Here is a 24,711-nt window from a genome sequence, read left to right on the forward strand (position 1 = left end):
GGCATCGGTTCAATCAGGCTGCGCTGTCGGAGAGTTCTTCTAGGATCGGGCAGTCGGGCCGCTCATTGCCGTGGCAGGCATGCACGAGATGTTCGAGCGTATGCCGCAGCTCCGTCAGCTCGCGGATCTTGCGGTCGATTTCTGAAAGTTTCGCTTCGGCGATACTCTTGACATCAGCACTTGCCCGGCTCTTGTCCTCGTAAAGGGCGAGCAACTGGCGGCACTCCTCCACCGAGAAGCCGAGGCCGCGTGAGCGCTGCAGGAAACGCAGCTTGTGAATGTCAGTGGCCGCATAGTCGCGATAGCCGTTTCCGCCCCTCTCGGGGCGTATCAGGCCGATATCTTCGTAATAGCGGATGGTCTTTGACGGCAGGCCGGACCGTTCTGAAGCTTCGCCGATATTCATCGTCTGGTTCCTTTAGAGTTTTTCCACCCTCAGCCTCAGCGCATTGGCGATGACGGAGACCGAGGAGAGGCTCATGGCGGCAGCGGCAATCATCGGCGAGAGCAACAGGCCGAAGACCGGGTAGAGTATGCCAGCGGCCACGGGAACGCCGAGCCCATTGTAGCCGAAGGCAAAGCCGAGGTTCTGGCGGATGTTGCGCATCGTCGCCTCGGCAAGCCGCCTTGCGCGGACGATGCCGTTGAGATCGCCCTTCACCAATGTAATGCCGGCGCTTTCCATCGCAACATCGGCGCCTGTACCCATGGCAATGCCGACATCGGCGGCCGCAAGTGCTGGTGCATCATTGACCCCATCACCTGCCATGGCAATGACGGCGCCTCTGGCACGGAGTTCGTCGACGAGCGCCTTCTTGTCTTCAGGCAACACGTCAGCGCGCACCTCGTCGATCCCGAGGCTTTTGGCCACCGCACGTGCCGTGCGTTCATTGTCGCCAGTCGCCATGATGATCTTAAGGCCGCTGTCGTGCAGCGCCTTGATGGCCGTTGCCGTCGTCGGCTTGATGCGGTCGGCAACGGCAACGAGGCCGGCGAGTGCGCCGTCAAGGGCGACGAACATGACGGTCTTACCTTGCCCGCGCAGCGTCTCGGTCCTTTCGGAGAGGGCCGAGGGATCGATGCCGAGATCGGCAAGCATGGCGGCATTGCCGAGGGCGACGGCCGTTCCGCCGATCGTGCCCGACACACCCTTGCCGGTCTTTGCCTCGAAGCCGGTGACGTCGCCGAAGGTCAGACCGCGCTCTTGCGCCCCCGAGACGATCGCCTCGGCGAGCGGATGTTCGGAGCCGCGCTCGAGGCTTGCGGCAAGCGCCAGCAGATGGGCCTCGTCAACGCCTGAGGATGCGGCCACGTCGGTCAGCTTGGGCTTACCTTCGGTCAGCGTGCCTGTCTTGTCGACGATCAGCGTGTCGACCTTGGAAAAACGCTCCAGCGCTTCGGCATCCTTGATCAGGACACCTTCCTGCGCGCCACGCCCTGTCGCGATCATGATCGACATCGGCGTCGCCAGCCCAAGGGCGCAAGGGCAGGCGATGATGAGCACGGCAACGGCGGCAAGCAGTGCATTGGCAAGCCGCGGCTCCGGCCCAACGAAGGACCAGACGAGGAAGGCTATGACGGCAACGGCGACGACCGCAGGCACGAAGACCGCCGAGACGCGGTCGACGGCCCCTTGGATCGGCGCGCGCGAACGCTGTGCCTTCGCCACCATGTCGACGATACGCGAGAGCGTCGTCTCAGCGCCGACCTTTTCGGCGATCATGACCAGCGAACCGTTCTTGTTTATGGTGCCGCCGGTCAGTCCGTCGCCCCTTGCTTTCTCGACCGGCAAAGGTTCGCCAGTGATCATCGATTCATCGATCGTGGATTGTCCTTCGGTGACGGAACCGTCGACGGGCACGCGTTCGCCTGGGCGTATGCGCAACCGGTCGCCGGCCTTAATCTCGTCCACCGGCACGTCGCTTTCACTGCCGTCGGCATTGATGCGGCGCGCAGTCTTCGGCGCGAGGTCGAGCAGGGCGCGGATCGCCGAGCCGGTGCGTTCGCGCGCCTTCAGTTCCAGCACCTGGCCGACGAACACGAGCGCCACGATGACGGCCGCCGCCTCGAAATAGACGGGGACGGATCCGCCATGACCGCGAAAACTGTGCGGGAAGAGATCAGGCGCCAAAGTCGCCACGACACTATAAAGATAGGCCGTGCCGACGCCGAGGCCGATCAGCGTCCACATGTTCGGGCTGCGATTGACGAGCGATGCCAAAGCCCGGCGGAAGAAAGGAAGGGCTGCCCAGAGGACGACAGGCGTTGCGAGCAGCAGTTCGATATAGCTAACCAAGGGTTCGCCGAGCGCTTGGCGCGGCAAGGCAAGCCCGATCATCGGCCCCATGGTGAGGATGAAAAGCGGGATCGCCAAGATGGCACTGATCCACAGCCGACGCGTGAAATCGACGAGCTCCGGATTCGGACCCTCATCTTCGGCCGGAATGCCCATCGGCTCAAGCGCCATGCCGCATTTCGGGCAGTCGCCCGGGTGATCGCTGACGATCTCGGGGTGCATGGGGCAGGTATAGAGCGTGCCTTTCGGCATGGCAGCTGCCGCCGGCTTCTTTCCATGACGATAGGTTTCGGGGTCGGCTTCAAACTTCGACTTGCAGCCAGCCGAGCAGAAATAGAACTTCTCACCCTCCAGTTTGACGAAATGCTTGGCGCTTGCGCGCTCGACATTCATGCCGCAGACCGGGTCCTTGGCTGTCAGGTAGTCCTGGGGCGCCACCTCGAATTTCTTCCGGCAGCCGTCGGAGCAGAAATGATAAGTGTGCCCCTCGTAGTCGAGAGCAGGCTTCCCGGCATTGGGGTCAACCACCATGCCACAGACGGGATCGCGCACGATCGTTTCTGCGGGGTTCTTGTCGTGGCCGCAGCCACATTGTTGCCCGCCTTCATGGTGGTGATGGCCGTGACCACGCCCATGATGATCGTGGTCGTGATGATGATCGTGCTTGCTATCCATATGCTGTGCCTTTCATGCCGTTCTGGCATCCGGACAGCCTTATGAACCTTCCCGCAACTGGAAGGTCAACAGGTTTTTTCAGAGACGTGGATTTTATGTCTTGGCGTCAGGCAGGTACGATCAACGCCGCCGGCTGGTCGCCAAGAAGGGTGCCAAGCGGGAGGCTATTTCCCGACTCCAGCATCTTGCCGGTGAGGAGATCGGCCTTGAGACCACGGAGGCGCAGGGGCACTGATATTGCCGTATCCTCCCAGAATTCCGGTCCGGCAAAGAGCACGCCGGGATCGAGCCAGCCGAACATCAGCCGCGGGACGACGGTGATTGCAAAGTCATCGTCCTGCGCACGGGCAAAGGCGACGACGTGGTCACGCCTCGTGCCGCTGACGGTAAGTGGCAGGTAAGCTCCGTGCGCAAACAGTCCGTCGTGCTGCCGGCGAAGCGTCAGGCCGATCTGAATGATGCGCTGTTTCAGCGCCTCGGCTTGCAGCCAGGCGATCGGACCGCCATCGGCAAGCCAGCCGACGAGCCTGTCGAAATCCGGCGCGCGGCGATTATCGGGATCGACGAAGTTGAAATCGAAGCCTTCAGCGCCCTGATAGATGTCGGGAATGCCGGGTGCCGTCAGCTTGATTAGCGTCTGCGACAGACTGTTGACATATCCAGCCTCGATGAAGGGCTGCGTCACGCGGGCGAAATCTTCGAGAAAGGCGTCATTGTCTGGCGACAGGAGCGCTGCGGCATAAGACCGGACGGCCTCTTCATAGTCGCTATCGGGCGCTGTCCAGTCGGTGCGCAGCTTCGCCTCGCGGACGGCTTTTTCGGCATAGGCGGTGAAACGGTCGCGCAAGCGGTCAGCATGGCGCCGGTCGAAATCCTCCGGCCAGGCGCCGGCAAGCGCCTGGTAGAGCATCCATTCGAGATTGAGTTCAGGTGCCGTCCCGTCCGAGAGCTCCTTGCGGTAGCCAGCATTCAGCCTGCACCAGTGCTCGACTGCGGTGGCAAAGACATCGGCGCCCTCGCTCAAAGCATAAAGCCTTGCGCGCGCATCCTCGCCGCGCTTGGTATCATGGGTCGATGTTGCCGAAAGGCCAAAGGGCTGCGATCGTTGACGGTCCCTCATCGCGGCGTGAAACGCATCGACCCCGCCTGGCGCATGATCGGGCTCGCCGCCGACCTCGTTCGTCGCAAGCAGCCGGTTATAGCGGTAAAAGAGCGTATCCTCCATCGCCTTTGCCATGACAGGCCCGGAGAGCTGCTGAAAGCGCATTCGGAATTCGCGCGCGGGCTTACCGTCAACGTGGCCTTCGAGTAGCGCAGCGATACGTTCGAGCGTGCCGGCATCATTCACATGTGCGCCGGCCGAGGCGACGGCCGTCTCCAGCAGCGTTCTATCCCGGGCGTCGAGCGGCCCATCCACACCGTAAGTCCGGTAGACGGGAAAGGCGATCAGTAATTCTCGGATCACGTCCGCGATATTCTCGCCGGCGAACTCCGGGAAGATGCCCTTTGCTAACAGCGTCAGGCGCGCCGTCTCGCCCGCGAAATTGCGCTCGACCATCAATTTCTTCGCCGTGCGCCGCCCTTCCTCGAAATCTCCGTTCCCGTCTGCCAGATGACGGTAGGCCGTATCCAGTGCCTGCTGGCCGCTGCCTTCGACGAAAAGTCCGCTCAAGGCGGCAATGAATTCATAGCCCGTCGTTCCCTCTACCGGCCAGCTCGCGGGCAATTTCTCACCTGCGGCGAGGATCTTCTCGACGACGATATAGGTGTCGGTACCGACGGCCCCCCGCAGCCGCTGCAGATAGGCTGCAGGTTCGGCGAGCCCATCGATATGGTCGAGGCGCAGGCCTTGCACCTGGCCCTTTCGCACCAGATCGAGCACCAGTGCGTGGCTCGCCTCGAAAACCCTAGGATCCTCGACCCTGAGGCCGACCAACCCCGTCACCTCGAAGAAGCGACGGTAGCTCAGATGGCGGGCGGCCTCCTGCCAGGGTAGGAGCTGCCAGTGCTGCGCCTCGTGCAGCTCTTGCATGAATTGATGGTCCTGTGAAAGTGCCACCAGTCGCTCCTTCAGGCGAGCGAGATCACCGGCTTCGAAGATCAGGTCGCGAAAACCGCGATGCAGATCACCACCATCGGAAGCGTCCGCAAGTTCGCTCATGCCACTCAGGATCGGATCATCCAGCTGCTGCGCCAGCAGGCCGTAGCTTTGCGTGCTGAGCGGCAGAAGGGTATCGTAATAACCGATGGCGAGATTACCCTGCGCCTCATCGATCTCGATCTTCAGCTCACCATCGGCCAGGCACTCGTCGAAGCTTTTGCCGAGCTGCGGCAGGGTCAGCCGTTCACTCCAGTCGATATCGAAATAGTGCGCGAAGGGGCTTTGCTTTCCGAATTCGAGTACGCTTCGCCACCAGGCATTTTCGGTGGACGCCGCCATGTGGTTCGGCACGATGTCGAGGATCAGCCCCATGCCGGCCTCCGACAATGCCGTTGTCAGCCGGTCGAAGCCGGCCCTGCCGCCAAGCGCCGGATCGATCTCATTGGCATCGACGACGTCATAGCCATGCGTCGAACCTGTCGTCGCCGAAAAGATTGGTGAGGCATAGAGATGGCTGATACCGAGCGACGTCAGGTAGGGGACGAGCGCGCAGGCGCGATCGAAAGTCATGCCGTTGCGGAACTGAATCCGGTAGGTGGCGGAGGGGAGCGTCATGGGGCCTTTTTGCCGTTTCGGAGGGGTACCTTCAAACGGTTGCAAAAGGCCTTTGTTCCCTCAGTCGATGAAGACGCCCACACTTGCGGCACGCCCCATGGAATCGATCACCGTCAGCTTGGAATAGCCGCCGCCGTCGGGCATCCAGGTCTGCGTTCGCCGGCGTGAAAGGTCCGGCAAAGGCTTGCCATTGGCAAGCCAGCGGAAGGGAGCGCGGCCGCCCTGCAGCTTCAGCATCAGCGGCGAAAGGTCTCCTTCCTTGGCGCCAAGATCGACATGGGCGCCCTCGGGAGGATAGACGATCTGCGGCGCCGCCTCCCGGCCGGAGGCGGCAAGCAGGCCGCTGGCATTCAGGGCAAAACGCCGCTGGCTGATCGGTAGCTCCGTCTGGGCAATGCGCACCGCGCCTGCCGGCGGACGGGGCAGGGGTGTCGTGGCGATGCCGGACTTGGCCAAAGCCTCAAAAAGAATTGGGGCAGCGGTGCCGTAGCCCGTCAATCCCGGTACGGCGCTGTTGTCGGGCCGTCCGACCCACACACCAAGCACATAGCGTCCGTCATAACCGACCGACCAGGCATCGCGATAGCCGTAGCTCGTACCGGTCTTGTAGGCGATACCGCGCTGGGGCGCGCCTGCCGGGGGGATGACGCCCGAGAGTATGTCAGCGACATTCCAGACGGCAACCGGCTCCAGCAGCGGCTCGCCGTCGATCTTGCCCGGCATATTCGTGACACCATCGCCGATCCTGACCGGCTGGCCGCGATTGGCAAGTGCGGTATAGAGCTGCACGAGATCTTTGAGCGTAATGCCGACGCCGCCAAGGCCGATCGCCAGGCCCGGTGTCTCGTTCTCCGGCAAGGTGGGGCGAACATCGGCGCGGCGGAAACGTACCATCAGCCGTGAGGGACCGACGGCATCGAGCAATTTGACCGCCGGTACGTTGAGGGAGAGCTGCAGGGCTTCGCGGACGGTCACGTCACCCTGATAGCTCATGTCGAAATTGCGCGGCCGATAGCCGAAGAAATCGGCCGGCCGGTCCTCGATGATCGTTTCCTGGCTGATGAGCCCCTGCTCGAAGGCGAGGCCGTAGATGAACGGCTTCAAGGTGGAGCCGGGCGACCGGCTGATGCGGGTCATGTCGATCCAGCCGGAGCGGCTGGCATCGAAATAATCGGCCGATCCGACTTCCCCGACGATCTCGCCACTCTCAGCATCCGCCATCACCATGGCGAGCGAAAGCTTCGGTCCGAGCTTCATCGTTGCCCCACGCGCGACGGACTCAAGGCCGGTCTGGACCTGCTTCTTCAGCGTCGTCTGGTGCTGAATGGCCTTCGGGTCCTTGCGCAATGCAGCTTCCGCAACATGGGCAGCAAGCGCCGGAAGCTGCAGACGACGGGCGGGAATGGCGACACCCTCGGCGCGCTCGGCCTCGCCATCACCCACGACCTCGGCCACCGCGATACGGTCGAGCACGCGTTTGCGCGCCGCTTCGGCAGCCTTCAGATTGCGGTCCGGCCGGCGCTTTTCGGGCAATTGCGGCAGCGCGACCAGAAGGGCTGCTTCCGCCACCGTTAGCCGCTTCGGCTCCTTGCCGAAATAGGCAAGGCTTGCGGCCCGTACTCCCTCAAGATTGCCGCCATAGGGCGCGTGGGTGAGATAGAGATCGAGGATCTGCTCTTTTGAAAGCCGCCGTTCGATTTGTACGGCACGGGCGATCTGCAGGAGTTTTGCCGAAAAGGACCGGCTCTCGCGCGGCTCGATCAGCCTTGCCACCTGCATGGACAGCGTCGAAGCGCCGGAAACGATGCGGCCATTGCTGACGAACTGCAGTGCTGCGCGCCCGAGCGCCCAGACATCGATGCCATGATGGTCATAGAAACGCTGATCCTCATAGGCGACCAGCATGCGGATGAATTGCGGGTCGACGTTGGAAACGTTCGTTTTCAGCCGCCAGCGTCCTTCCGGCGTTGCGAAGGCGCGCAACAATTGCCCGTCAGCATCAAGCACTTCCGGCGAGACGATCTCTGCCATCTGAAGGGGCGGCGCAAAGGCCTGGTCGGCGGCATCGAGCGCAAAGAGAGCTGCGCCGGCAATCAAAATGCCGGCCGCAGTCCCGATCGCAAATTTCTGCCACCGCCTCATTGTTGAGCCGCAACGACCTCCATCTTGCCGGTCGCCGTGCGCGCAGACAGGTCGGGGCGGTACATGTCCTCGACCGTTGCTGCCGGATGATCGTAGACGCCAGGGGTGACGGCGCGCACCACATAGGCGACGTTGAAATCGCGCGCCGAACTCTCATCACGGTTGAAGGCTGCAACGAAGCGGTCGTAGCGGAACTCCGTATGGGCAGCCGACATTTCGCCGAGCCAGTCGAAGTTTGTCATCTGGGCACTGTCGACCAGGTTCGGATTGTCGATCTCGAAGCCGGCCGGCAGCAGGTCGGTAACAACGATGCGTGAGGCCCAGTCGTTCTGCTCGGTGACATGCAGAACAACGACATAGCGTTCGTTCTGCTGCGCCTCGCTGACACTGGCTTCCTCGCCATCGAGCGTGTAGTAGCTCCGCTCGATGGTAAAGCCATTGCCGCCGGCGGCAAGCGGCTTGACCGGCGCGGCGACGGTCGTAACGACGGCGGAGACCGTGTCGCCGGTAGCACTCGTCAACGTCAGCGGATGATCGATTAGCGCGTCGCCTGTCATCTTCGCCATATAGGCGCCGGTCCGCTCGGCACCGTTGACATTGACGTTCAGGTCGTCGTCGCCGTTCTGCAGGGCACGCGCCGCCAAGAGCATCCATGCCTGCTCCTGGGTGCTGGTATATTTATTGCGGTCCCATTCGCGCGCCACAGCCTTGGCGAGGTCGGGAATGACGGGCGGGACCGGTCGGCTTTCGGCCGCAAGCGCCAGGATCGCCGCGCCATCGCGCAACACCGAGCCGTAATCGGTGCGCGAGAAGTTCACGCGGGTCACCATCGACTGCTGCGACATCTGCAGCGCATCGACGAAGATGTTCTTCGAACGGGCTGCATCACCATAGAGCGCGAGCGCTGCAGCGATATGTGCCTTGGCGAGCGGTGTCGGGAAGTCGTTGATCATCGTGTCGGCATAGTAGCGCAGGTCGCTGACGGCAGCCTTCTTGTTGCGGGCGAGAACATAGAGGGCATAGGCGATCTCATCGCCCTTGCCCTTGACGTCCGTCGTGTAGGAGAGCGAATTTTGGAGATTTTCGAGCGCCTGCACCAGCGCCCGATCCGGGACGTCATATTTCTGCTCGCGCGCCCGCGTTAGGAAGTCGGTGACGTAGGAATCGAGCCAGAGGTCGCCGGAATCCGGGCCCCACAGGCCGAAGCTTCCCGCATAGGCCTGGTAGGAAAGCACGCGGTAGATCGCGTCCTGCACACGCTTGTGGATGTCGTCATCCGTCTCATCCATACCGGCCTGCTTGGCGACTTCAGCCAGATAAAGCAGTGGCAGCGCACGGCTCGTCGTCTGTTCGGCGCAGCCGAAGGGGTAGCGATCAAGCGTCATCAGCAGTGCCGGAACGTCGAAGGCTGCCGAGCGTGTGACATTGACGGCAACCGACGCTCCGGGAAGGACGCTGTCTGCCAGGAGGTTCTTGTCGATCGTCAGGCTCTTGCCGGGTTTGAGCGCAATGACGCGCCGCACGGTGACCGGCAGCGACGATGGCCTGACCGGTACATCGACCACCTGGTCGAGAGACAGGCCGGAAGTATTGGATAGATTGATCGCCACGCTGCCGTCGCCCGGCTCGCCACCGACGAGGGTCAGCGTCAGGTCGGACTTGCCACCGGCTGCAAGCTTCAGGGTCCGTTCGGCGGGCCCGTCGATCGTGAGTGCCTTGTTGCCGCTGAGCGTCAGCTTGTAGTCGCCGGCCGGCGCATCGGTATTGGCGATGTCGAGCCTCAGATTGGCCTTGTCCCCGGGGGCAAGGAACTTCGGCAGGCTTGCGGTCACCACGACTGGATCTCGGATGACGACGTCCCTGGCGCTATGGCCGACGCCGGTCTTTGTCCAGGCGAGAGCCATGACGCGGGCCGTACCGTTGAATTGCGGAACGTCGAAGCTCACCTTCGCCTTGCCCTCGGCATCGAGCTTGACCGGGCCGGCGAAGAAGGCGACGAGCTTTTGCGTCGGTGGGCTTGCCTGCAGGGCGATTGCGCCGCCGTCGCCGCCAGTGCGCAGCTTGCCGGTTGCACCGAGCGAACCGTCGATCAGCCGCCCGTAGAGGTCGCGGATTTCGAGGCCGAGCTGGTGTTGCCCGAAATACCAGTCCTCCGGGTTCGGCGGCTCGTAACGGGTCAGGTTGAGGATGCCGACATCGACGGCGGCAACCGTGACATAGGCCTCTTCGTTCGCTCCGGCGCCGGTAACCTCGAGGCCGATATCGAGCGGCCCGCGCGGCAGCATCTTTTCCGGCGTATCGATCTTGACCTGCAGCGCGCGCTCGGCCGGATCGACTTTCAGCCATTTGATGCCGATCGAACGCGCCGGCATATGGGTGTCGAGGGAATCACCCGGACGGAAGAGGGTGGCTGTCACATAGGCGCCTGCCCCCCAGTCGGCAGTAATGGGAATATCGACCTCGCCGCCGGTCTCACCCATCGCAGCATTTTGCACGGCAATCAGTGTTTCCGTGCCGGCCGTAATCATCAGTTCGCCGCCATAACGCGACGTCACCTTCAGCTTGGCCGTCTCACCGACATGATAGCTGTCCTTGTCGAGAGCGATCTCAAGGCCGTCCGGCGTTTCCGTCGAGGTCGAGGCGACGAACCAGCCGGCATCGAATTCGACGCTGGAGGTCGGACCATCGGCATCAGGGCTTTCCACCTCAAGTCGGTAGCGGCCCCACTCGACCGGTGCCTGGATCTTGCCGCCGTTGGCAGCCGTCGCATCCACCGAACCCGAAGCAATTTCTTCCGGCGTGTAGGTCGGCTCGTATTTCCATGCCGTTCCCTCGCGATACCACTGATAGTCGCGGCGCAGCTTGTAGAACTTCCACCGCAGGCCTTTCATCTCCTGCTTCTGGCCTTGGGAGTCGAGGCCTATCACCGTGAAATTCGCGAGCGCATTTTCCGGCAGATCGCCGTCGAATTCCGGCTTGATGCCGATCGCCGCCTCATCCGTCTTGACCGGAATCTCCAGCGAGCGCTCGATGGCGCGGCCGCCCGGCTCCTGCATGCGCAGATAGACGGTGGCATTCAAAAGCTGGGTCGTTGCTGGCAGTTCACCGATCGTCAGATCGGTCGAAGCCTCGCCGTTCTCGTCGAGCTCCGGCAGCCCGTCGATCGGCTGGCGCGAATCCTCGCTCGCCTCTTCATCAACGAGGCCGAACTGATAGCCTGGGTAGGCGGCACTCGTCCGCGTCGGCTTGACGACGACATCACCCTCGATGGCGAGGCCGGCAGCAGGCGCGCCATAGAGATATTTGCCCGAGATGGTGATCGTTGCCGGCGTATCCGTGCCGATCTCCTTGGAGCTGGTCTTGATCTCCATGTCGGTGCGATCCGGCACGAAGTCGTCGACGAGGAACGTCTTGGTGGCGATCGGCGAACCTTTCGGATCCGTATAGACATTCATCGTCCAGGTACCGCGCATGGTGGTTTCCTGCGTCTGCAAGTCCACCTGATAACCGCCGAGATTGCTCGTCTGGCTGACGATGCGCCGGTCTTCGACGCCATCGGGGCGCGAGAAGATGAAGGTAAGCGGCAGGTTCTCGATCGCCTTGCCATCGGTATCGCGGGCAAGGGCTGCGGCGTGCACCGTCTCGCCGGCGCGGTAGATGCCGCGCTCGGTCCAGGGCAGGACATCGATGGCGCCGGGCGCAGCTCGGCCAGTGACACCGCGGTCAGAAAGATCAAAACCCGCCCGTGTCATGTCGAGGAAGACATAGTCGGACGTGCCGTTCTTGGCGGTGATGACGGCGGGAGTGAGCGCTGCCGTGCCCCGGATCAGACCAGCGGTAAAGGTGGCGCGGCCGTCCCGGTCGGTCGTCGCCGTGCCGAGCACCTCATTGTTCTTGGCAAGCAGCTGCAACTCGACGCCGGCCATGGGCTTGGCGGAAGCGAGCGAGCGGGCAAAGACGTTCAGTCCGTCGGTGCCGGCATAGGTGGAAATACCGATATCGGAAACGAGGAACCATTCGGTCGCCTGCGAATCCCAGTCCTGCACCGGTCCGGTCGCCGGGGTTGCCACCATCACATAGATGCCGGGCTTGCGCTCGGGCAGCGCTTCGTCGACCGGGAAGGAGGTCACGACGTCCTTGTTGAGCTCGTTGGCGATGTCGATCGAGCCTTGCCAGACCAGTTCGCCGCTCTGATCCTCGATGTTCTGGGCGCTGTAGCTATCAAGCTGCGTCAGGAACTGCGAACCGGTCAGGAGTGGCGCAATACCGCGATCGCCGATCCGGTAGAGCTTCAGATTGGCCGAGGCCATATTGACGGTCACGATCGGGATGCCGCGGCGCGCCGTCGACGGCAGCACGAAACTGTCGCCGGTGAAGCGGACCATCTGGCTACGGTCTTTGATATAGACATCGATCGTCACAGGCGCTTCCAGAACCTCGTCGACGGAGGAAGGCAGGCCGGTGCGGAAGCCGATCTTATAGGTCTCGCCGTGGGTGAGGCCTTCGACGCAGATCTGCTTGTCCTTGGCTTCCAGTGCCTTCGGTGCTTCACCGTTCAGCGTCACGAACGGCGCGTAATCGACCGTCTTGACCAACGCTTCGGAGAAGGTGACGCAGGCGCGCGGTGTGGCGCTATCGGCATCGACGGTATGCTCGGTAATGCGGAAGCCCTGCGTCGCCTTAAGCTGCAGGTAATCGGCCTGGACATCCTTGGCGCTGACGAGCGCCAGGCTTGCCTTGTAAGCGTTGAGCGCCTCGCGATAGTTGGCATTCTTTTCCAAAGCCTTGGCAAGTACCGCGAGCGCATCGGCGCGCTTATTGGTCGTACGCGTGAGCTGATAGCCGTTTAGCGCATCGATGACCGCCTGGCCGAAAACGTCGCTGTCGGGTGCGCCGAGCGAGGTGGCAGCACGGGCCGTTTCGATCCAGAGATCGCCGTCGTCAGGCGTAATCGACAGAGCGCCATGGAAGGCCTTCAGCGCGTCGGCAAGATTGCCGCCGGTCAGATCAAGACGCGCACCGGCCGTCAGGCTATCAACGCCCTGACCCTGCTGGTCGTCGGCAAGTGAGAGGTCATTGCGAAAATCGCGGGCCTGCTGGACGAGATCGTTGGACAGGAAAGGCAGGCGAGGGGCGGCACCGATATCCGGCTCTTTTGGCGTGGCGGCAGCGGTCGTTTCAACGATCCGGCCGGCAATCGCGCCGGGGGCAGCGTTCATCGTCTTGAAATCGGACTTCAGGAAGCACCATTTCACCTTGGGATTATAGGTGAAGGCCTTGCAGCTCTTGTCGCCGATGCAGGCAGCCTTGCACTGGTCGAGCGACAGGTTCTGCTCGGTGCGCAGGTCGAAGCCGAAATAATCGGCATCCTTGACGGTCACGATATCGCGCTTGGCATCGGCGGCAAAAGCCGGCAGGCCCGAGAAAATGATAGATGAGACGGTGACGAAAATAGCGAAGAACGAGCGCACAGACATTGGTCCCCCCGGATGCTGGCTCTGAACCGGCGGCACTCTCCTCACTCCTCAGGAAATTGTCAACTCACCTCGCGGTCTGTCTCAGTTCCGCACATTGGCTTTCGTGCAATCGTCACATCGGCGTGAGTGAATGGCTTTTGATTTGCGGCTTTTTTGTCGATCAGTCAGGATCTGACACATCGTCTCCGGAGTAGCGTTTATGTCTATCCGCACATCAAGCAAGGCCCTGGCAGCCTTTTTCGCAACCGCAATCCTGTCGCTAGGATGTGGTACGGTTGCCAGCCGAGCAGCTGAGGATGCCGTGGTTATTCCGGCACCTACCATCGACGAGGCTGGAAAATCCAGCACGGAAACCGCCATCTTTGCCGGCGGCTGCTTTTGGGGCGTCCAGGGCGTTTTTCAGCATGTGAAGGGCGTCAAGAGCGCTGTGTCCGGTTACGCCGGCGGCGAAGCGTCGACCGCCCAGTACGAAACCGTCAGCACGGGCACGACCGGCCACGCCGAATCCGTGCAGGTGACCTTCAATCCGAGAGAGGTGAGCTACGGTAAGCTTCTTCAGATTTTCTTCTCGGTCGCCCATAACCCGACGCAGCTCAATTTCCAGGGGCCGGACGAAGGCACCCAATATCGCTCGGCGCTGTTCATCTCGGAGCCCGAGCAGCGTAAGGTCGCGGAAGCCTATATCGCCAAGCTCGACAAGGCCCATGTCTTCAAACAGCCGATCGTAACCAAGGTCACCGACTATACCGGCTTTTACCCAGCTGAGCAGTATCATCAGGACTTTCTGACACTGAACCCGTCCTATCCCTATATCGTCTATAACGACCTACCGAAGATCGAAAACCTGAAGCAGATCTTCCCGGCGGACTACAGGAAGGACCCTGTTCTGGTGCTGAAGGCCAAGGGTTGAGAAGCTCACGCCTGACGTGCCGGCGTGTGCGCAGCAGATGATTATGTTTGTTTGACCAGAGCTGCCCTAAACGAACAGTGAGCGAGGGAACCGTCAAGTGTGGCAGGGGGAACAAGGCCCTACCGACGCGCGATGAGATCTTTTGAACGTTGACTTAAGCGCGAGGATAGGCTTGAAGCGGTTCTGACGCCTTCGAACGAGCGGTGTATCGTTCGGGTTCCACTTGCGGAATTTATCGGGAGCCGGCATGCACGAGAAGCGGTTTGATGAAGAAATAAATCTCTTCGTTTTAGCTTCCTTTGTGAGGAAACATATTCTGGTGATTGGCGCGTGCTCGATCATCGGCCTTATTGGTGCAAGCGTTTTCAGTAGTGAAGCGCCGCCGGTTTTCGAGGCTTCGGCACAATTGGCTCTAGCAAAGATCGGCAGGCCCGGACCTGACAGAACCATCTTAGTTGTTCCGGTTGAATCGCGAGATCGTATTTTGTTTCGAATGCGTTCACCGGCCGCATTTGACCTGAAGCTCGCTTCTAGTTGTTTCGAAAAAGGCGCCGCTACACGCGAGCAATTGGCACGAAGCATTAAAATCACCGCTCCATCGACGCCCGATGACGTGATTTCAATATCGTCGAGTGCATCGAGCGCGCAGCTTGCGGAGCGCTGTGTGACTGCTGTTGTACAGCTGATCCAGGAGCAGCAATCGAGCTTGAGCTCTCAAAGCGAATCCGCTGTCAAGGCAGAGATTGCAGCAAGTGAGAAGCAACTTGCAGACAATCTGAAAGTCATGGAGTCGTCTCAGGGGACGGATTGGCAAAAGGCGATCTATTTAGCTACGCGGGACGAATCCAATTTCCTTCGCACGAAAATCACTGAGCTCAATTCACAGCTGCAGTTGAATGAGCCAGCAAAGCTTTTATCTCCGGTGTATGCCGCGCCGCCTTCGCTCGCGTCGAATCGCCTGAAGCGGATTCTTATCGGGCTCGTCGGAGGCTTTGCTATTGGCATCCTGGGAGCTATGGCACAGGCTCTATATGGTTCGCTACGCAAACGCGAAGCATGAATTGCGGTCGGAGCTTGCTTAATTTTTTGCCGCGTCCAGCATTATTTTCCCTTTGCCGTCGTCGACATATGTAGAATCCCCCGGACGAACTGCGCGCCCCGCGAAAGAACCTTTCTGCTCAGGAAGCGAAACGGACGTGCGTCCAAGCCGTGGCTACGAAGCGCAAGAAGAATTTCCTTGTTCTGCTTGATAATGTTCGTGAGACTGCGGTTGGTTGTTCCACCCATCCGCATTTTGACCATCACGCCTGGTACATATCGTGCGTGGATTCGATGGCGTTCCAGGAACCGCATCATCAGCTCGACGTCGGCCGCAATCCGGTATCCGAGGTCGAATGAGCCAAATCGTTTATAGATGTCGCGCCGCACGAAGAAAGTTGGATGGGGAGGGGCCCATCCCGTTTCGAAAGAGGTCGGGACGAAGGGCGAAGAACGCCAATGGCGAACGATGATCTGAGTGTCATCTTGTCTGACGTAGCATAAATCACCGTAGCAGGCTTCAAGGTGAGGGTCATCTTGGAATGTCTTGGCGACTTTCGCCAATGTGCCTGGCATGTAAAAATCGTCGCCATTGATGAAGCCGATGATATCCCCCGTCGCCAATGCGATACCTTTGTTCATCGCGTCGTAGATACCCGCATCCTTTTCGGAGACCAGCGTGGTGACGATTTCTTTTCGCTCCTTGATCCTGTCAAGTGTCCGATCATTCGAAAGGCCATCAATGACAATATATTCAAGATTGGAATAATTCTGAGCAGCAACAGACTCGATAGTATCGGCGATTGTATCTTCATTGTTGAAGACAACGGTAATGACGGAAATTTTGGGCTCATTCATTGGCGTTCTCTGTGGGCGACCAAGCCAGGAATATCGAGCGCACGGCCGCTAAATTCTTATTGCACTTGATTGCTGGCGTGGCGAACAAGTGAGGTGAAGTCGGAAACGAAGCGCAGAACCCGCTCATTGGCCATAGCCTGTGCTAGCTCTCCCTCGGTTTCGATCGCTGCGGGGTCTCGCAGGCGAGCTGAGGCTAATGCATCCGCGAGCGAATGCGCGTCGTAGCGATCGAAATAGCTCGCGGCTTCGCCAGCTTGCTCTCGATTAACATCTAGGTCCGACAGGATCAGTGGCACGCCCCAGGAGAGCGCTTCTTCCACCGTCGTGCTCCATCCTTCGAACAGTGAAGGATTTAGAAGCGCCATGCTCGCCAGACCTAGCGGTGCGAGATCTTGATAGGGAATGAGCCCAAGCAGACGGAAGTTCCGGGCAAGGCCAGCGTCTTCGATTCCCGCCTTAAGACTTGGAAAATATGCCGGATCACGAGGATCGGATTGATTGCCACTGGCCGCGATGGTGATCTCAAGGCCGCGCGCACGCAGGATTTTCAATGCATCGAGGACGAGAAGGTGGTTCTTATGCTTCCAGAATTGATTGGGCAGGAAAACGTAGCGCCCGGGCAATTGGTACTTATCTGCTACTGCACGTGCGGCCGAGTAGTCTATTGTACCCTTTGGCGGCACGGCAAAACGGACGACGTGTGTGCGCCCCCGAGCTGCCGGATAGAAATGTTCGCAGGAGCGTCTTGAATCTTCACTGCTCAGCATAATCGAGCGATCAGCCCCAATCTGAAGCCAGAACCCGATGTCGCGTTTCCAGTAACCAAACTTGCTGAAGAGATGTGGCAAATAACGATGCTGGAAGTCTGGAAACCACGCAATGGCAGGCAGGCCGAGCCTGAAGCCAAAAAATTGGGCGACTTCAAATACCACATTGATCTCATGTTTGTTAAACTCTGCCCGAATGCCTCTATCCGCACCAGTCGCGACACTCAGCAACAGCGAGCGAAGGCTGCGAGATTTGTCGAACAGCGAGTGGCAGACAACCGTGACTCCGTTCAGCTTTCTAAATGGCGCTACTTCATCTTCACTGACGTCGGTTCCAAAGAAAACGACCGGATGGATCTCATCTTTCCGGTAACGGGCCAGCAGCGTGACAAGGTTCAGGAGATAATTATAGCCACCGGTCCAATTGCGACCGCTGATCATGATAAAACCGATATTGATCATCGTGCCGTGCCAGCTTCCGATCGAAACCAGCCGACATAGGCGAAAAGCCCGTCCTTTAGCGCTATGCGCGGCTCAAAGCCAAGTGATTTAACAAAGGTTGAATCCGCGACGAGGCTTTGCGGATCGCCCTTTCGCGCCTCACCTGAAAAAGCAATCTCCGGCCGAGAAGGGGCGTTCTCGAACCATGCATCGACAACCGTCTGAACAACGGCGCGAACGTTCGTGCCGATCCCCGTGCCGACATTTATGACCTTTCGAGATTGGTCAGCATGTGCCTCGATCAAGGACAGTGCACGCACCACGTCGCCCACTTCGACCCAGTCCCGAAGTTCGCCACCCCCTCCGCCAAGTCGAAGGTAATCCGGATTTTTCTCAAGTTGCGAACACACGTCCCATAGCAACTGCTTACGCAGCCCCTGACCATAAACCGAAAACAGTCGAGCAATAACCACCTTCAAGCCATATGCGTCGCAATAAGACTGACAAAGATATTCCATTATGCTTTTGTGATGGCCATAAGGAGAAAACGGGTTCTTGGCCACCGTCTCAGAGATTGGACCCTGCAGGTTGGCGCCATACACCGCAGCGCTGGAAATGGCCACCAGTCGGCAGTCAGGCGCTTCCAGCCGCAGCCACTCCAGGAGTTCGGCAGTCGAATTCACGGTACGGTGAAAATCCTCGCGGGGATTTGCTATCGCGACGCCGACCGAAGAACCACCGCCAAGGTGATATACAATATCTGGTGTGCCCGACTGTCGCTGTATCAGGCGAAGATTAGGGCCATCAATTTCACCGTTGTGCCAAAGCGTAAGACCCCATTGTTCCGCATGCAGAGGAGGCCAAATGCCGTGACCAAGACCGAGCACGACATGCCCGTTCTGCGAAAGATGCCGCGCCAAATGTCTTCCGATAAAACCGTGGGCGCCAGTGATAAGTATTCGAGCCATTCTCTATCTGGGCCTTGTGGCAATGAAGGAGTAAAGCCGTCCAGGTCGGTTGTCGAAACTCTGTGCGATCCGCGCCAGGACGGCCCAGATCGGGCCGAAGCCCAACATCGCGGAAGCGGCGCCACCGATCAACGGTAGCTTGGCGCTGATGCGTGCTCCGATTTCAGTTTTTAATTCGTTTCTGGTGTAGGGCGCGTAATTTATCTCGCTTTCAAGGGGGGCCAGAACTTTGTCGATGCCGAATCCAGCGGAAGCAATGGCATTCTGGTAATCTGCCAACAAGAAGGCATTCTCGCCACCGTAGAGCTTGTGAAGCGGATGCTGGTCGAGGAACACGGCAAGGTCACTCGTTGAAGAAATGACGTGTTCTCGCACGGCAATCAGCCGGCCACCGGGTTTTAGAACCCGAAAGAACTCCCGGCATGCCGCTGCCAAATCCGAAGTATGGTGCAAAACGGCTCTTGCGAAGACAACGTCGAACACCTGGTCAGGGAACGGCAATTTTTCAGAAAACTCTTCAACCGCTTGGATCGGGAGTTTCGTTTCGGCGGCAAGATTTTTGATCGCACCTGAGCCTACAAGGTCACTTTTGTCCGGCTCAAGCGCAATGACCTTAAAGCCTTCTTTGGCGAGAGCAAAACTCGCAATGCCTCTACCCGCGCCGATATCGACAGCACTCCCACGTTGTGCAGGAAGAAAGGTCCGTATTGCTTGCCATTCATCGCTACGCCAATAGCGTTCAGCTGCCTTGGAGAGAGGATCGTCGTAGTAAGCATCGATGACGAGTTTCTGCTGGTCGGGTTGTTCCCGGAGCCATTGGACTGCTTGTTCCCACGTATCCAGATGCTGCGAAGTCATCATCTATCCTGGTTTAAGATCGGTTCCGGTGTTAAGTGTCGAATAATGCGAGCCGGGTTACCCGCGACCACTGTGTAGGGCGCTACATCTTTCGTTACAACGGCCTGCGCTCCAATAACGGCACCCTCGCCAACTGTCACGCCCTTCAGGATACTGGCGCCAAAGCCAATCCACACCTTATCTTGGATTCGAACGGGTTTGATAGCGACTCCAGACCAGTTCTTTTGGCCCATGCGCCAGTCCCGGACATCGTTCTGTCTAATATCCCAGTCTAATGAGTGAGAGTCGTGGTCTACAATTGTCACACCCCACGAGATGATAACATCATCGCCAATCTCAATATTCGAATGGCAAACGAGATGGCTTGATCCCACATACGATCGATCCCCAATCGAAACATGTCCTTTCGGATCATCGAAATTGATGACGCAGTTTATGATGCAATCGTTGCCAATCCGAACAGTGCCGCCGCGGATGGAGCGCAGTGCCAGCCAGCGAACCGAACTCTGTGACCCCACGACAAACCGACTCCTCTTTCTCACAAGGATTCCGGTTAGGGTATTAACTAGTGCCCATGGACTGAACTTCATGCGATCTCGACCAGCCGATTAAATTGCTGCCATTGAGCATCTTTGTTGTAGAGCGTCCTGATCATATTATGACCCTGGGCTGCAATTTCTTGTAGTCGATGTCGGTCAGTAAGCAGCTCGCGTATGGTCGATACTGCAGTTCGAGCGTTATCATAAGTTAATATATTCACGCCATCCACCATGCCCTTTGGGTAATACCCAGCATCGGATACCATGGCTGCGCCACAACCAAGTGCTTCCCAACACCGCATATTACCCCGATCGGGACCGGCCATGTCGACGGCACCGTTCAACACGATTTTTGCCTGCGATATCGCGCTATAAAGGTCGCGCCCAAAAACCGGTGCCTGGGAAACTGCTCGGATGCTCTTGGGCCGTTTATGCTCACGAAGAGGCAGGAGCCAGCCAATCCGGCTTTCCGCGAGGCGGGTGAGGCGGGATCTGTCGAGGTGATATACAACCCGAAATTCCTTGCCGAGCTCAGAGACCGCCTCCAGGATCTCGGCACGCCTGCGATGGTGGCGGCTGTAGCCCCCAACAAATAAAACGTCCACCGGCCGGTTGCCGTTGGCGGCGTAGTTATCCATTGCAGGATCATGTGCCGGCGCAAAATACTCCGCTCGCCATCCATGCTTGCGGTAACTTTCCAAAATGAGCGGAAAGTTGCAAACGATAAGGTCATAAGCCCCGAAATCAACGTTACCGGATGGCGCGGCCCTCCACATGATGGATTTTCGAACGCTACCGGGTAGTTTGCGCAGAAATTCGCTGCCGTAGCGCATCGGGTCCATGTTGTAAAAGATCTCGGTTCGATGGTGCTCTATCTGACAGAGCAAGATCTCTTCCATGCTGCTCGAGCTTGGCAGACCGTGTTCTGCTGCCCAGTATTTCTGAAGCTTCTTATCGTCGCCGTTTGTGAAGAATACCTCGGCAGCTAGTTCGGTCGGCGGCTTGAGGATATGACATGCCCCGTAGGAGTCATCCAAAAAGACCCGCAACCGCTTCCGGAACTCTACCGCCTGGTGTGCAAGGCGATCGAGGCGAGGCAGATAGGATGCATAAACACCTGAGTTCTGAAAAATACGCATTTCATTCTACATCTGCTCTAGTCCGGCTATACTGTGGGCGCCGCTAGATATCGGTTGATCGGTTGCCATTTGAAGGCGCATGACATTGCGATGGTCAATGGGACAACCAAGATCAATCCCCCTGTAACCATGGCTGTTTGCAACGCCGTGGATAGCATGACAAATACCCCATAATGGCCGAGCGTCAGACCGGAAATTGTCGCTGCCGTCTTTCCGCGCTTTATGATCAGCTCTGTATCGAGCCATCGCACGAAAAAGCCCGCGAAAAGTGAGAAGATAAGGACGCCAGCCCACGAAAAGTCTGCCCAGGCATCAGCGATGAACATCGCTGTTGTGGTTGATCCCATCACTCCGCGATGCACCGCACCCACAAGCAGATAGGTTGGCGGAGATGACTCCGATTGCAGCAAGTTAACGAGCCAGCTGAACTGACTACCCCAGCTATGCGGAATAACGTTTGGAATCGCCGCAAAATATTCTAGCAGACTTTCATTAACGATCATGAAAACGCGATAAAATAGAAAATCTAACGTTTCCGTGATTCCGCTCACTTCTCGGATGGCGACCGCCGTCATCGCTCCGAACAACAAAACGCAAATGACGACAAAGCCGACAGCTGCCCCAAGGCGTACCTGGAGTGATCGCCGAAGGTACTCAACAACCATCAGCTGCAAAATGAAGATCGCCAGCGGTGCCTTGCTCAATGTTGCCGCCTTTTCGAAAAGCACGATGACAATAAACGCCGAGGCTACGGGCCGGAGCCAGATGGACCGCTCCCGCAATGCGATGAAACAGGAAAATGCTAAAAACGGGAGCAGGTTTGAGTTGAAGAGATTCAGTAAATAAAAGCGGCTGCCGCCAAATTCGCGGCGCATTGCTATCTTTTCCATCTCACCTGCTTCCGATCGGAAGTAGTCAATTACATGTGGGATACTGTTTTCGATCACGATAAAAAACGTGAGAACCAGCACACCAATCGCCGCGATAACTGCAAGCCTCTCCGAAAATCCCCTCGACACTCGAACATTTTGAAGGTTCCAGTTACTGATGGCAGCTCGCATTTGCGACCGACTGATGCCAAAGACGCCATCCGAGAGGGCCATTCCGGCGCATATGCATCCAAAACATAGCGCCAAAGCGAGGTCCAGAGCAGGTATGACCTGACCTTCGGGAGCGGAAGACAGTATCTTTTCAAAGAATGCGGTTTTCGGGCCCCATACGCGCGTATAGTAGAGATAAAGAGGGCCATGCAGAACGAGCATCAGCCCAAGTAGCAGCGAGGAAATGGTAAAATTTACCCCGATGCGCCGGAAATAAAAGACTGCGGACAGAGCGACCGCGATCGAAAAGACGAGGCTAGTCCACATTTTCTGGCCTTGCAGTCACGCGATGGCGGGCCAGCACCATTTTGCGGGCCCAACGACGCAACTGCATCAGTGTCTTGTGCAGCATCATACCGTTGGGATAATCAGTATGAGGGACTGGCGGCGCTAGGGTATAAGATTGGAGCTGTTGCTCGGTCAGCCCCAGCTTTTTAGCGACAAATCTGGTTTCCCTGCGCGCATCTCTTTCGAGAATAATTGGCTTTGAAATTTCTGCCAATGCGTCATCACGTGTCATTTGTCCAGCCACGATCAGGCTCGAGAAATGCAGCCTCCTTTTGTCGAAGTTAAACTTCGCCGGCAGGTATATGTCCTGGTAAAATTTCGTGAAACGAGATTCGCTGTGCTTGCTGCCATAGTCACGCCAGCCGTATTCTCGACGCAGTTCTTGTTGTGCTTTCTCCTTGTCGTAATCGAAATAGTTCAGCGGGCGATGAATTGTCAGCTGCTTTCGTACTCGTGTCATCCAGATATATTCTGGAAAGCTCATGAAGGGATAGGTGGCAAGCGTCATGGAGCCGAAGCGCTTTTGAATGGCGCGGGCATGCGTGCCGTCAATGGAAGGGTAGCCGAAGCCGGGAGGGACGACGGACTCGGACGCGAAGTTGACGCCACTTAGAAAATGCCGAATACCGAACTTGGCCGCGGTCCTATAGAGGGTCGAGAAAAACGCGTGATCCTGCGGGATGTCCTGATTGAGCACGGATGCTTTCAGGAATGAGACCTGAAGATCCCGCATTTCCTGCCATTCGACGACATAGGTATGAAGGTCGAGGTCGAGCTTGCGCACCAATCTTTCGATGTTGTGAACGGCAGGCTCGGAATTCCAGCCGCCATCGATGTGGACGGCGAGCAAGCGGAGGCCATGATTCCGAGCGGCGACGTGGGCGAGGAAAGCGCTATCAATACCTCCACTGAGCCCCACCATCGCATCATAGGGCTTATCTTTGCCTTCCCGCTTCAGCATGGCGACAAGCCGTTGCATCCTCAAATCGCCCTCGCGGCCGGGCCACCATTCGTGCGATTTCCTGGCGAGTGCATCGCGGCAACAATTGCACTGTCCGTTGGTGTCGAACTCGATTGCCGGATTGGAATCATCCATAATGCAGAAGGAACAAATCCTTTGGGTTTCACGCATGGCCTTCGCGCTCCATACCCTCAAGCATTTCCGGATCGGGATAGTTGACCAGAACCGCGCGCAACCGGCCAATAAAGGTAAATGTGCTTCCTGATGCCGCGGCCGAGGCGCCTGCGCGCAAACCTTCGGTCAAGTGATCATAGTTTCCTGCGCCGCCGAGCGCGACGACTGGTACACTTAACCGGCTCGTAACAGCCTTGATAAGTTCGAGATCGTAACCTGATCGTCTTCCATCGAGCGTTACAGACTGAAGGATGATTTCACCGACACCCAAATCTTGAAGCTGGAGGCAAAACTCCACCGGATCCTGCGGCACATCAGAACTCAGCTGGACACAAGTTGCCGCAGAACCTCGTCCTTTGACGTCGACGCAGGCAACGAGCGCCTGGCTTCCCATATCTGCGGCAATCGCCTTGAGTAACTGCAGGTCGCCCGCCCTCGTTCCTAGGACGAATTTTTCGACGCCGAAGCGATTAAGGTCTTCGCACTCCTGCAGTCGGCTTATTCCACCGCCATAAGCCAGCGGCATGAAACATTCGGTTGCCAGTTCACGCATGAAGCCGATATCAGGCCCCCGACCCTTCCTGGCGGCATCGATATCGAGGATACATATCTCATCGACTTCCTTCTCGTTGAAAAGCCGCACGACATTGAAGGGATCGCCGATATACGTGCGCTCGCCGAATTCAACAGTTTTGACGAGCCTATGTTTTTCGTCGACCAGCAGAACAGGGATAAGCCTTTTTCTCATCAAATCTTCCCGAAAGCCTCAAGCACGCGCATGCCGAAGCGGTGGCTCTTTTCCGGGTGGAACTGCACCCCGCTTACATTCCCGGAGCTCACGGCGCAGCAGATCTCGCTGCCGTAATCGATAGTCGCCGCCACGTCCTGAGGGTTGTCGCATTGCACATAATAGCCATGATCGAAATAAAAGCGCTCGTCATGTACCGCCGGATCGAAAAGGGCGCTTGTGCGTGCCGGCTTCACCTCAAGCCAGCCGATATGCGGCACCTTAAGGGGGGATTCAGGCGGCAAGGTGATCCTAAGTACATCCGCCGCGACCCAGCCCAAGCCGGCCTGAACGCCTTCGTCGCTTCTGCGCGCCAGCAACTGCATGCCAAGGCAGATGCCCAGAACGGGAATTTGCCGCTTTAGTGCCGCTTCGTTGAGCGGGTCAATCAGTCCCTTCTTCTGCAGGGTCAGCATGGCTTTGTCGAACGCGCCGACGCCTGGAAGAATGAGCTTGGCGGCGTTTCTGATCTTGTCCGGATCGCTGCTTGTCTCGGCATCGATCCCGAGATAGTCCGCCATATTGATGATCGCACCAATATTACCGACACCGTAGTCCACTACAGTGATCACCCAAA

17 protein-coding genes are annotated in these 24,711 nt (G+C 58.5%); 2 read left to right on the forward strand and 15 right to left on the reverse strand.

Annotation, left to right across the window (positions count from 1 at the left end; all coding sequences use genetic code 11):
* Positions 1-13: 13 nt before the first annotated feature.
* The 5 genes from cueR to FHX15_RS24410 all read right to left on the reverse strand — a co-directional run bounded on the left by cueR (position 14) and on the right by FHX15_RS24410 (position 13,306).
* Complete coding sequence (gene cueR, locus FHX15_RS24390) at positions 14-406, reverse strand: Cu(I)-responsive transcriptional regulator (protein ID WP_184400950.1); 393 nt, start codon at positions 404-406, stop codon at positions 14-16.
* Between the two features lie 12 nt (positions 407-418).
* Positions 419-2,971, reverse strand: a complete 2,553-nt coding sequence (locus FHX15_RS24395; RefSeq protein ID WP_184400951.1) for a heavy metal translocating P-type ATPase — start codon at positions 2,969-2,971, stop codon at positions 419-421.
* A gap of 106 nt (positions 2,972-3,077) precedes the next feature.
* Complete coding sequence (gene treY, locus FHX15_RS24400) at positions 3,078-5,687, reverse strand: malto-oligosyltrehalose synthase (RefSeq protein ID WP_184400952.1); 2,610 nt, start codon at positions 5,685-5,687, stop codon at positions 3,078-3,080.
* Positions 5,688-5,747: 60 nt separating this feature from the next.
* The gene (pbpC, locus tag FHX15_RS24405) at positions 5,748-7,829 is read right to left on the reverse strand and encodes a penicillin-binding protein 1C (protein ID WP_184400953.1); all 2,082 of its coding nucleotides are present in this window, start codon (positions 7,827-7,829) and stop codon (positions 5,748-5,750) included.
* Positions 7,826-13,306: an alpha-2-macroglobulin family protein gene (locus FHX15_RS24410; RefSeq protein WP_184400954.1), complete on the reverse strand. Its 5,481-nt coding sequence runs from the start codon at positions 13,304-13,306 to the stop codon at positions 7,826-7,828. The genes pbpC and FHX15_RS24410 overlap by 4 nt, the downstream gene beginning before the upstream one ends.
* 199 nt (positions 13,307-13,505) lie before the next feature.
* Here FHX15_RS24410 and msrA point away from each other — a divergent pair, with 199 nt between their 5' ends.
* Both msrA and FHX15_RS24420 read left to right on the forward strand, forming a co-directional pair.
* Positions 13,506-14,216 (forward strand): peptide-methionine (S)-S-oxide reductase MsrA, encoded by a 711-nt coding sequence (gene msrA, locus FHX15_RS24415; protein ID WP_184400955.1) that lies wholly within the window; start codon positions 13,506-13,508, stop codon positions 14,214-14,216.
* Between the two features lie 247 nt (positions 14,217-14,463).
* Positions 14,464-15,276, forward strand: a complete 813-nt coding sequence (locus tag FHX15_RS24420; protein ID WP_184400956.1) for a Wzz/FepE/Etk N-terminal domain-containing protein — start codon at positions 14,464-14,466, stop codon at positions 15,274-15,276.
* 41 nt (positions 15,277-15,317) lie between these two features.
* Here the strand turns inward: FHX15_RS24420 and FHX15_RS24425 are convergent, their stop codons facing one another.
* Genes FHX15_RS24425 through hisH form a run of 10 tightly spaced genes read right to left on the reverse strand, consistent with a single transcriptional unit; the run spans position 15,318 to position 24,706 of the window.
* Entirely contained in the window at positions 15,318-16,112 is a 795-nt protein-coding gene (locus FHX15_RS24425) for a glycosyltransferase family 2 protein (RefSeq protein ID WP_184400957.1), read from the reverse strand.
* Positions 16,113-16,168: 56 nt separating this feature from the next.
* Complete coding sequence (locus FHX15_RS24430; protein ID WP_184400958.1) at positions 16,169-17,341, reverse strand: glycosyltransferase family 1 protein; 1,173 nt, start codon at positions 17,339-17,341, stop codon at positions 16,169-16,171.
* Positions 17,338-18,288 carry an NAD(P)-dependent oxidoreductase gene (locus FHX15_RS24435; protein WP_184400959.1) on the reverse strand — a complete coding sequence of 317 codons (951 nt, stop codon included), beginning with the start codon at positions 18,286-18,288 and terminating at the stop codon, positions 17,338-17,340. Before FHX15_RS24435 ends, FHX15_RS24430 begins: the two co-directional genes overlap by 4 nt.
* Before the next feature lie 3 nt (positions 18,289-18,291).
* Entirely contained in the window at positions 18,292-19,149 is an 858-nt protein-coding gene (locus FHX15_RS24440) for a class I SAM-dependent methyltransferase (protein ID WP_409527031.1), read from the reverse strand.
* The gene (locus FHX15_RS24445; RefSeq protein WP_184400960.1) at positions 19,146-19,736 is read right to left on the reverse strand and encodes an acyltransferase; all 591 of its coding nucleotides are present in this window, start codon (positions 19,734-19,736) and stop codon (positions 19,146-19,148) included. The genes FHX15_RS24440 and FHX15_RS24445 overlap by 4 nt, the downstream gene beginning before the upstream one ends.
* Positions 19,733-20,824: a glycosyltransferase gene (locus FHX15_RS24450; protein WP_184400961.1), complete on the reverse strand. Its 1,092-nt coding sequence runs from the start codon at positions 20,822-20,824 to the stop codon at positions 19,733-19,735. The genes FHX15_RS24445 and FHX15_RS24450 overlap by 4 nt, the downstream gene beginning before the upstream one ends.
* Positions 20,825-20,850: 26 nt before the next feature.
* The gene (locus FHX15_RS24455) at positions 20,851-22,191 is read right to left on the reverse strand and encodes an O-antigen polymerase (RefSeq protein ID WP_184400962.1); all 1,341 of its coding nucleotides are present in this window, start codon (positions 22,189-22,191) and stop codon (positions 20,851-20,853) included.
* On the reverse strand, positions 22,181-23,344 hold the full coding sequence (locus FHX15_RS24460; protein ID WP_184400963.1) for an N-acetyl sugar amidotransferase: 1,164 nt from the start codon (positions 23,342-23,344) through the stop codon (positions 22,181-22,183). Before FHX15_RS24460 ends, FHX15_RS24455 begins: the two co-directional genes overlap by 11 nt.
* Entirely contained in the window at positions 23,337-24,095 is a 759-nt protein-coding gene (locus FHX15_RS24465) for a HisA/HisF-related TIM barrel protein (RefSeq protein ID WP_184400964.1), read from the reverse strand. Before FHX15_RS24465 ends, FHX15_RS24460 begins: the two co-directional genes overlap by 8 nt.
* The gene (gene hisH, locus FHX15_RS24470) at positions 24,095-24,706 is read right to left on the reverse strand and encodes an imidazole glycerol phosphate synthase subunit HisH (RefSeq protein WP_184400965.1); all 612 of its coding nucleotides are present in this window, start codon (positions 24,704-24,706) and stop codon (positions 24,095-24,097) included. The genes FHX15_RS24465 and hisH overlap by 1 nt, the downstream gene beginning before the upstream one ends.
* Positions 24,707-24,711: the final 5 nt, after the last annotated feature.

It is taken from the genome of Rhizobium sp. BK650, from assembly GCF_014195325.1.
In the GTDB taxonomy this organism is placed as follows: Bacteria; Pseudomonadota; Alphaproteobacteria; order Rhizobiales; family Rhizobiaceae; genus Rhizobium.

Excerpts from the sequence above, each read along its gene's own strand:
- cueR (WP_184400950.1), bottom strand. The coding sequence starts at position 406 with ATGAATATCGGCGAAGCTTCAGAACGGTCCGGCCTGCCGTCAAAGACC.
- FHX15_RS24395 (WP_184400951.1), bottom strand. The coding sequence starts at position 2,971 with ATGGATAGCAAGCACGATCATCATCACGACCACGATCATCATGGGCGT.
- treY (WP_184400952.1), bottom strand. The coding sequence starts at position 5,687 with ATGACGCTCCCCTCCGCCACCTACCGGATTCAGTTCCGCAACGGCATG.
- pbpC (WP_184400953.1), bottom strand. The coding sequence starts at position 7,829 with ATGAGGCGGTGGCAGAAATTTGCGATCGGGACTGCGGCCGGCATTTTG.
- FHX15_RS24410 (WP_184400954.1), bottom strand. The coding sequence starts at position 13,306 with ATGTCTGTGCGCTCGTTCTTCGCTATTTTCGTCACCGTCTCATCTATC.
- msrA (WP_184400955.1), top strand. The coding sequence starts at position 13,506 with ATGTCTATCCGCACATCAAGCAAGGCCCTGGCAGCCTTTTTCGCAACC.
- FHX15_RS24420 (WP_184400956.1), top strand. The coding sequence starts at position 14,464 with ATGCACGAGAAGCGGTTTGATGAAGAAATAAATCTCTTCGTTTTAGCT.
- FHX15_RS24425 (WP_184400957.1), bottom strand. The coding sequence starts at position 16,112 with ATGAATGAGCCCAAAATTTCCGTCATTACCGTTGTCTTCAACAATGAA.
- FHX15_RS24430 (WP_184400958.1), bottom strand. The coding sequence starts at position 17,341 with ATGATCAATATCGGTTTTATCATGATCAGCGGTCGCAATTGGACCGGT.
- FHX15_RS24435 (WP_184400959.1), bottom strand. The coding sequence starts at position 18,288 with ATGGCTCGAATACTTATCACTGGCGCCCACGGTTTTATCGGAAGACAT.
- FHX15_RS24440 (WP_409527031.1), bottom strand. The coding sequence starts at position 19,149 with ATGATGACTTCGCAGCATCTGGATACGTGGGAACAAGCAGTCCAATGG.
- FHX15_RS24445 (WP_184400960.1), bottom strand. The coding sequence starts at position 19,736 with ATGAAGTTCAGTCCATGGGCACTAGTTAATACCCTAACCGGAATCCTT.
- FHX15_RS24450 (WP_184400961.1), bottom strand. The coding sequence starts at position 20,824 with ATGCGTATTTTTCAGAACTCAGGTGTTTATGCATCCTATCTGCCTCGC.
- FHX15_RS24455 (WP_184400962.1), bottom strand. The coding sequence starts at position 22,191 with ATGTGGACTAGCCTCGTCTTTTCGATCGCGGTCGCTCTGTCCGCAGTC.
- FHX15_RS24460 (WP_184400963.1), bottom strand. The coding sequence starts at position 23,344 with ATGCGTGAAACCCAAAGGATTTGTTCCTTCTGCATTATGGATGATTCC.
- FHX15_RS24465 (WP_184400964.1), bottom strand. The coding sequence starts at position 24,095 with ATGAGAAAAAGGCTTATCCCTGTTCTGCTGGTCGACGAAAAACATAGG.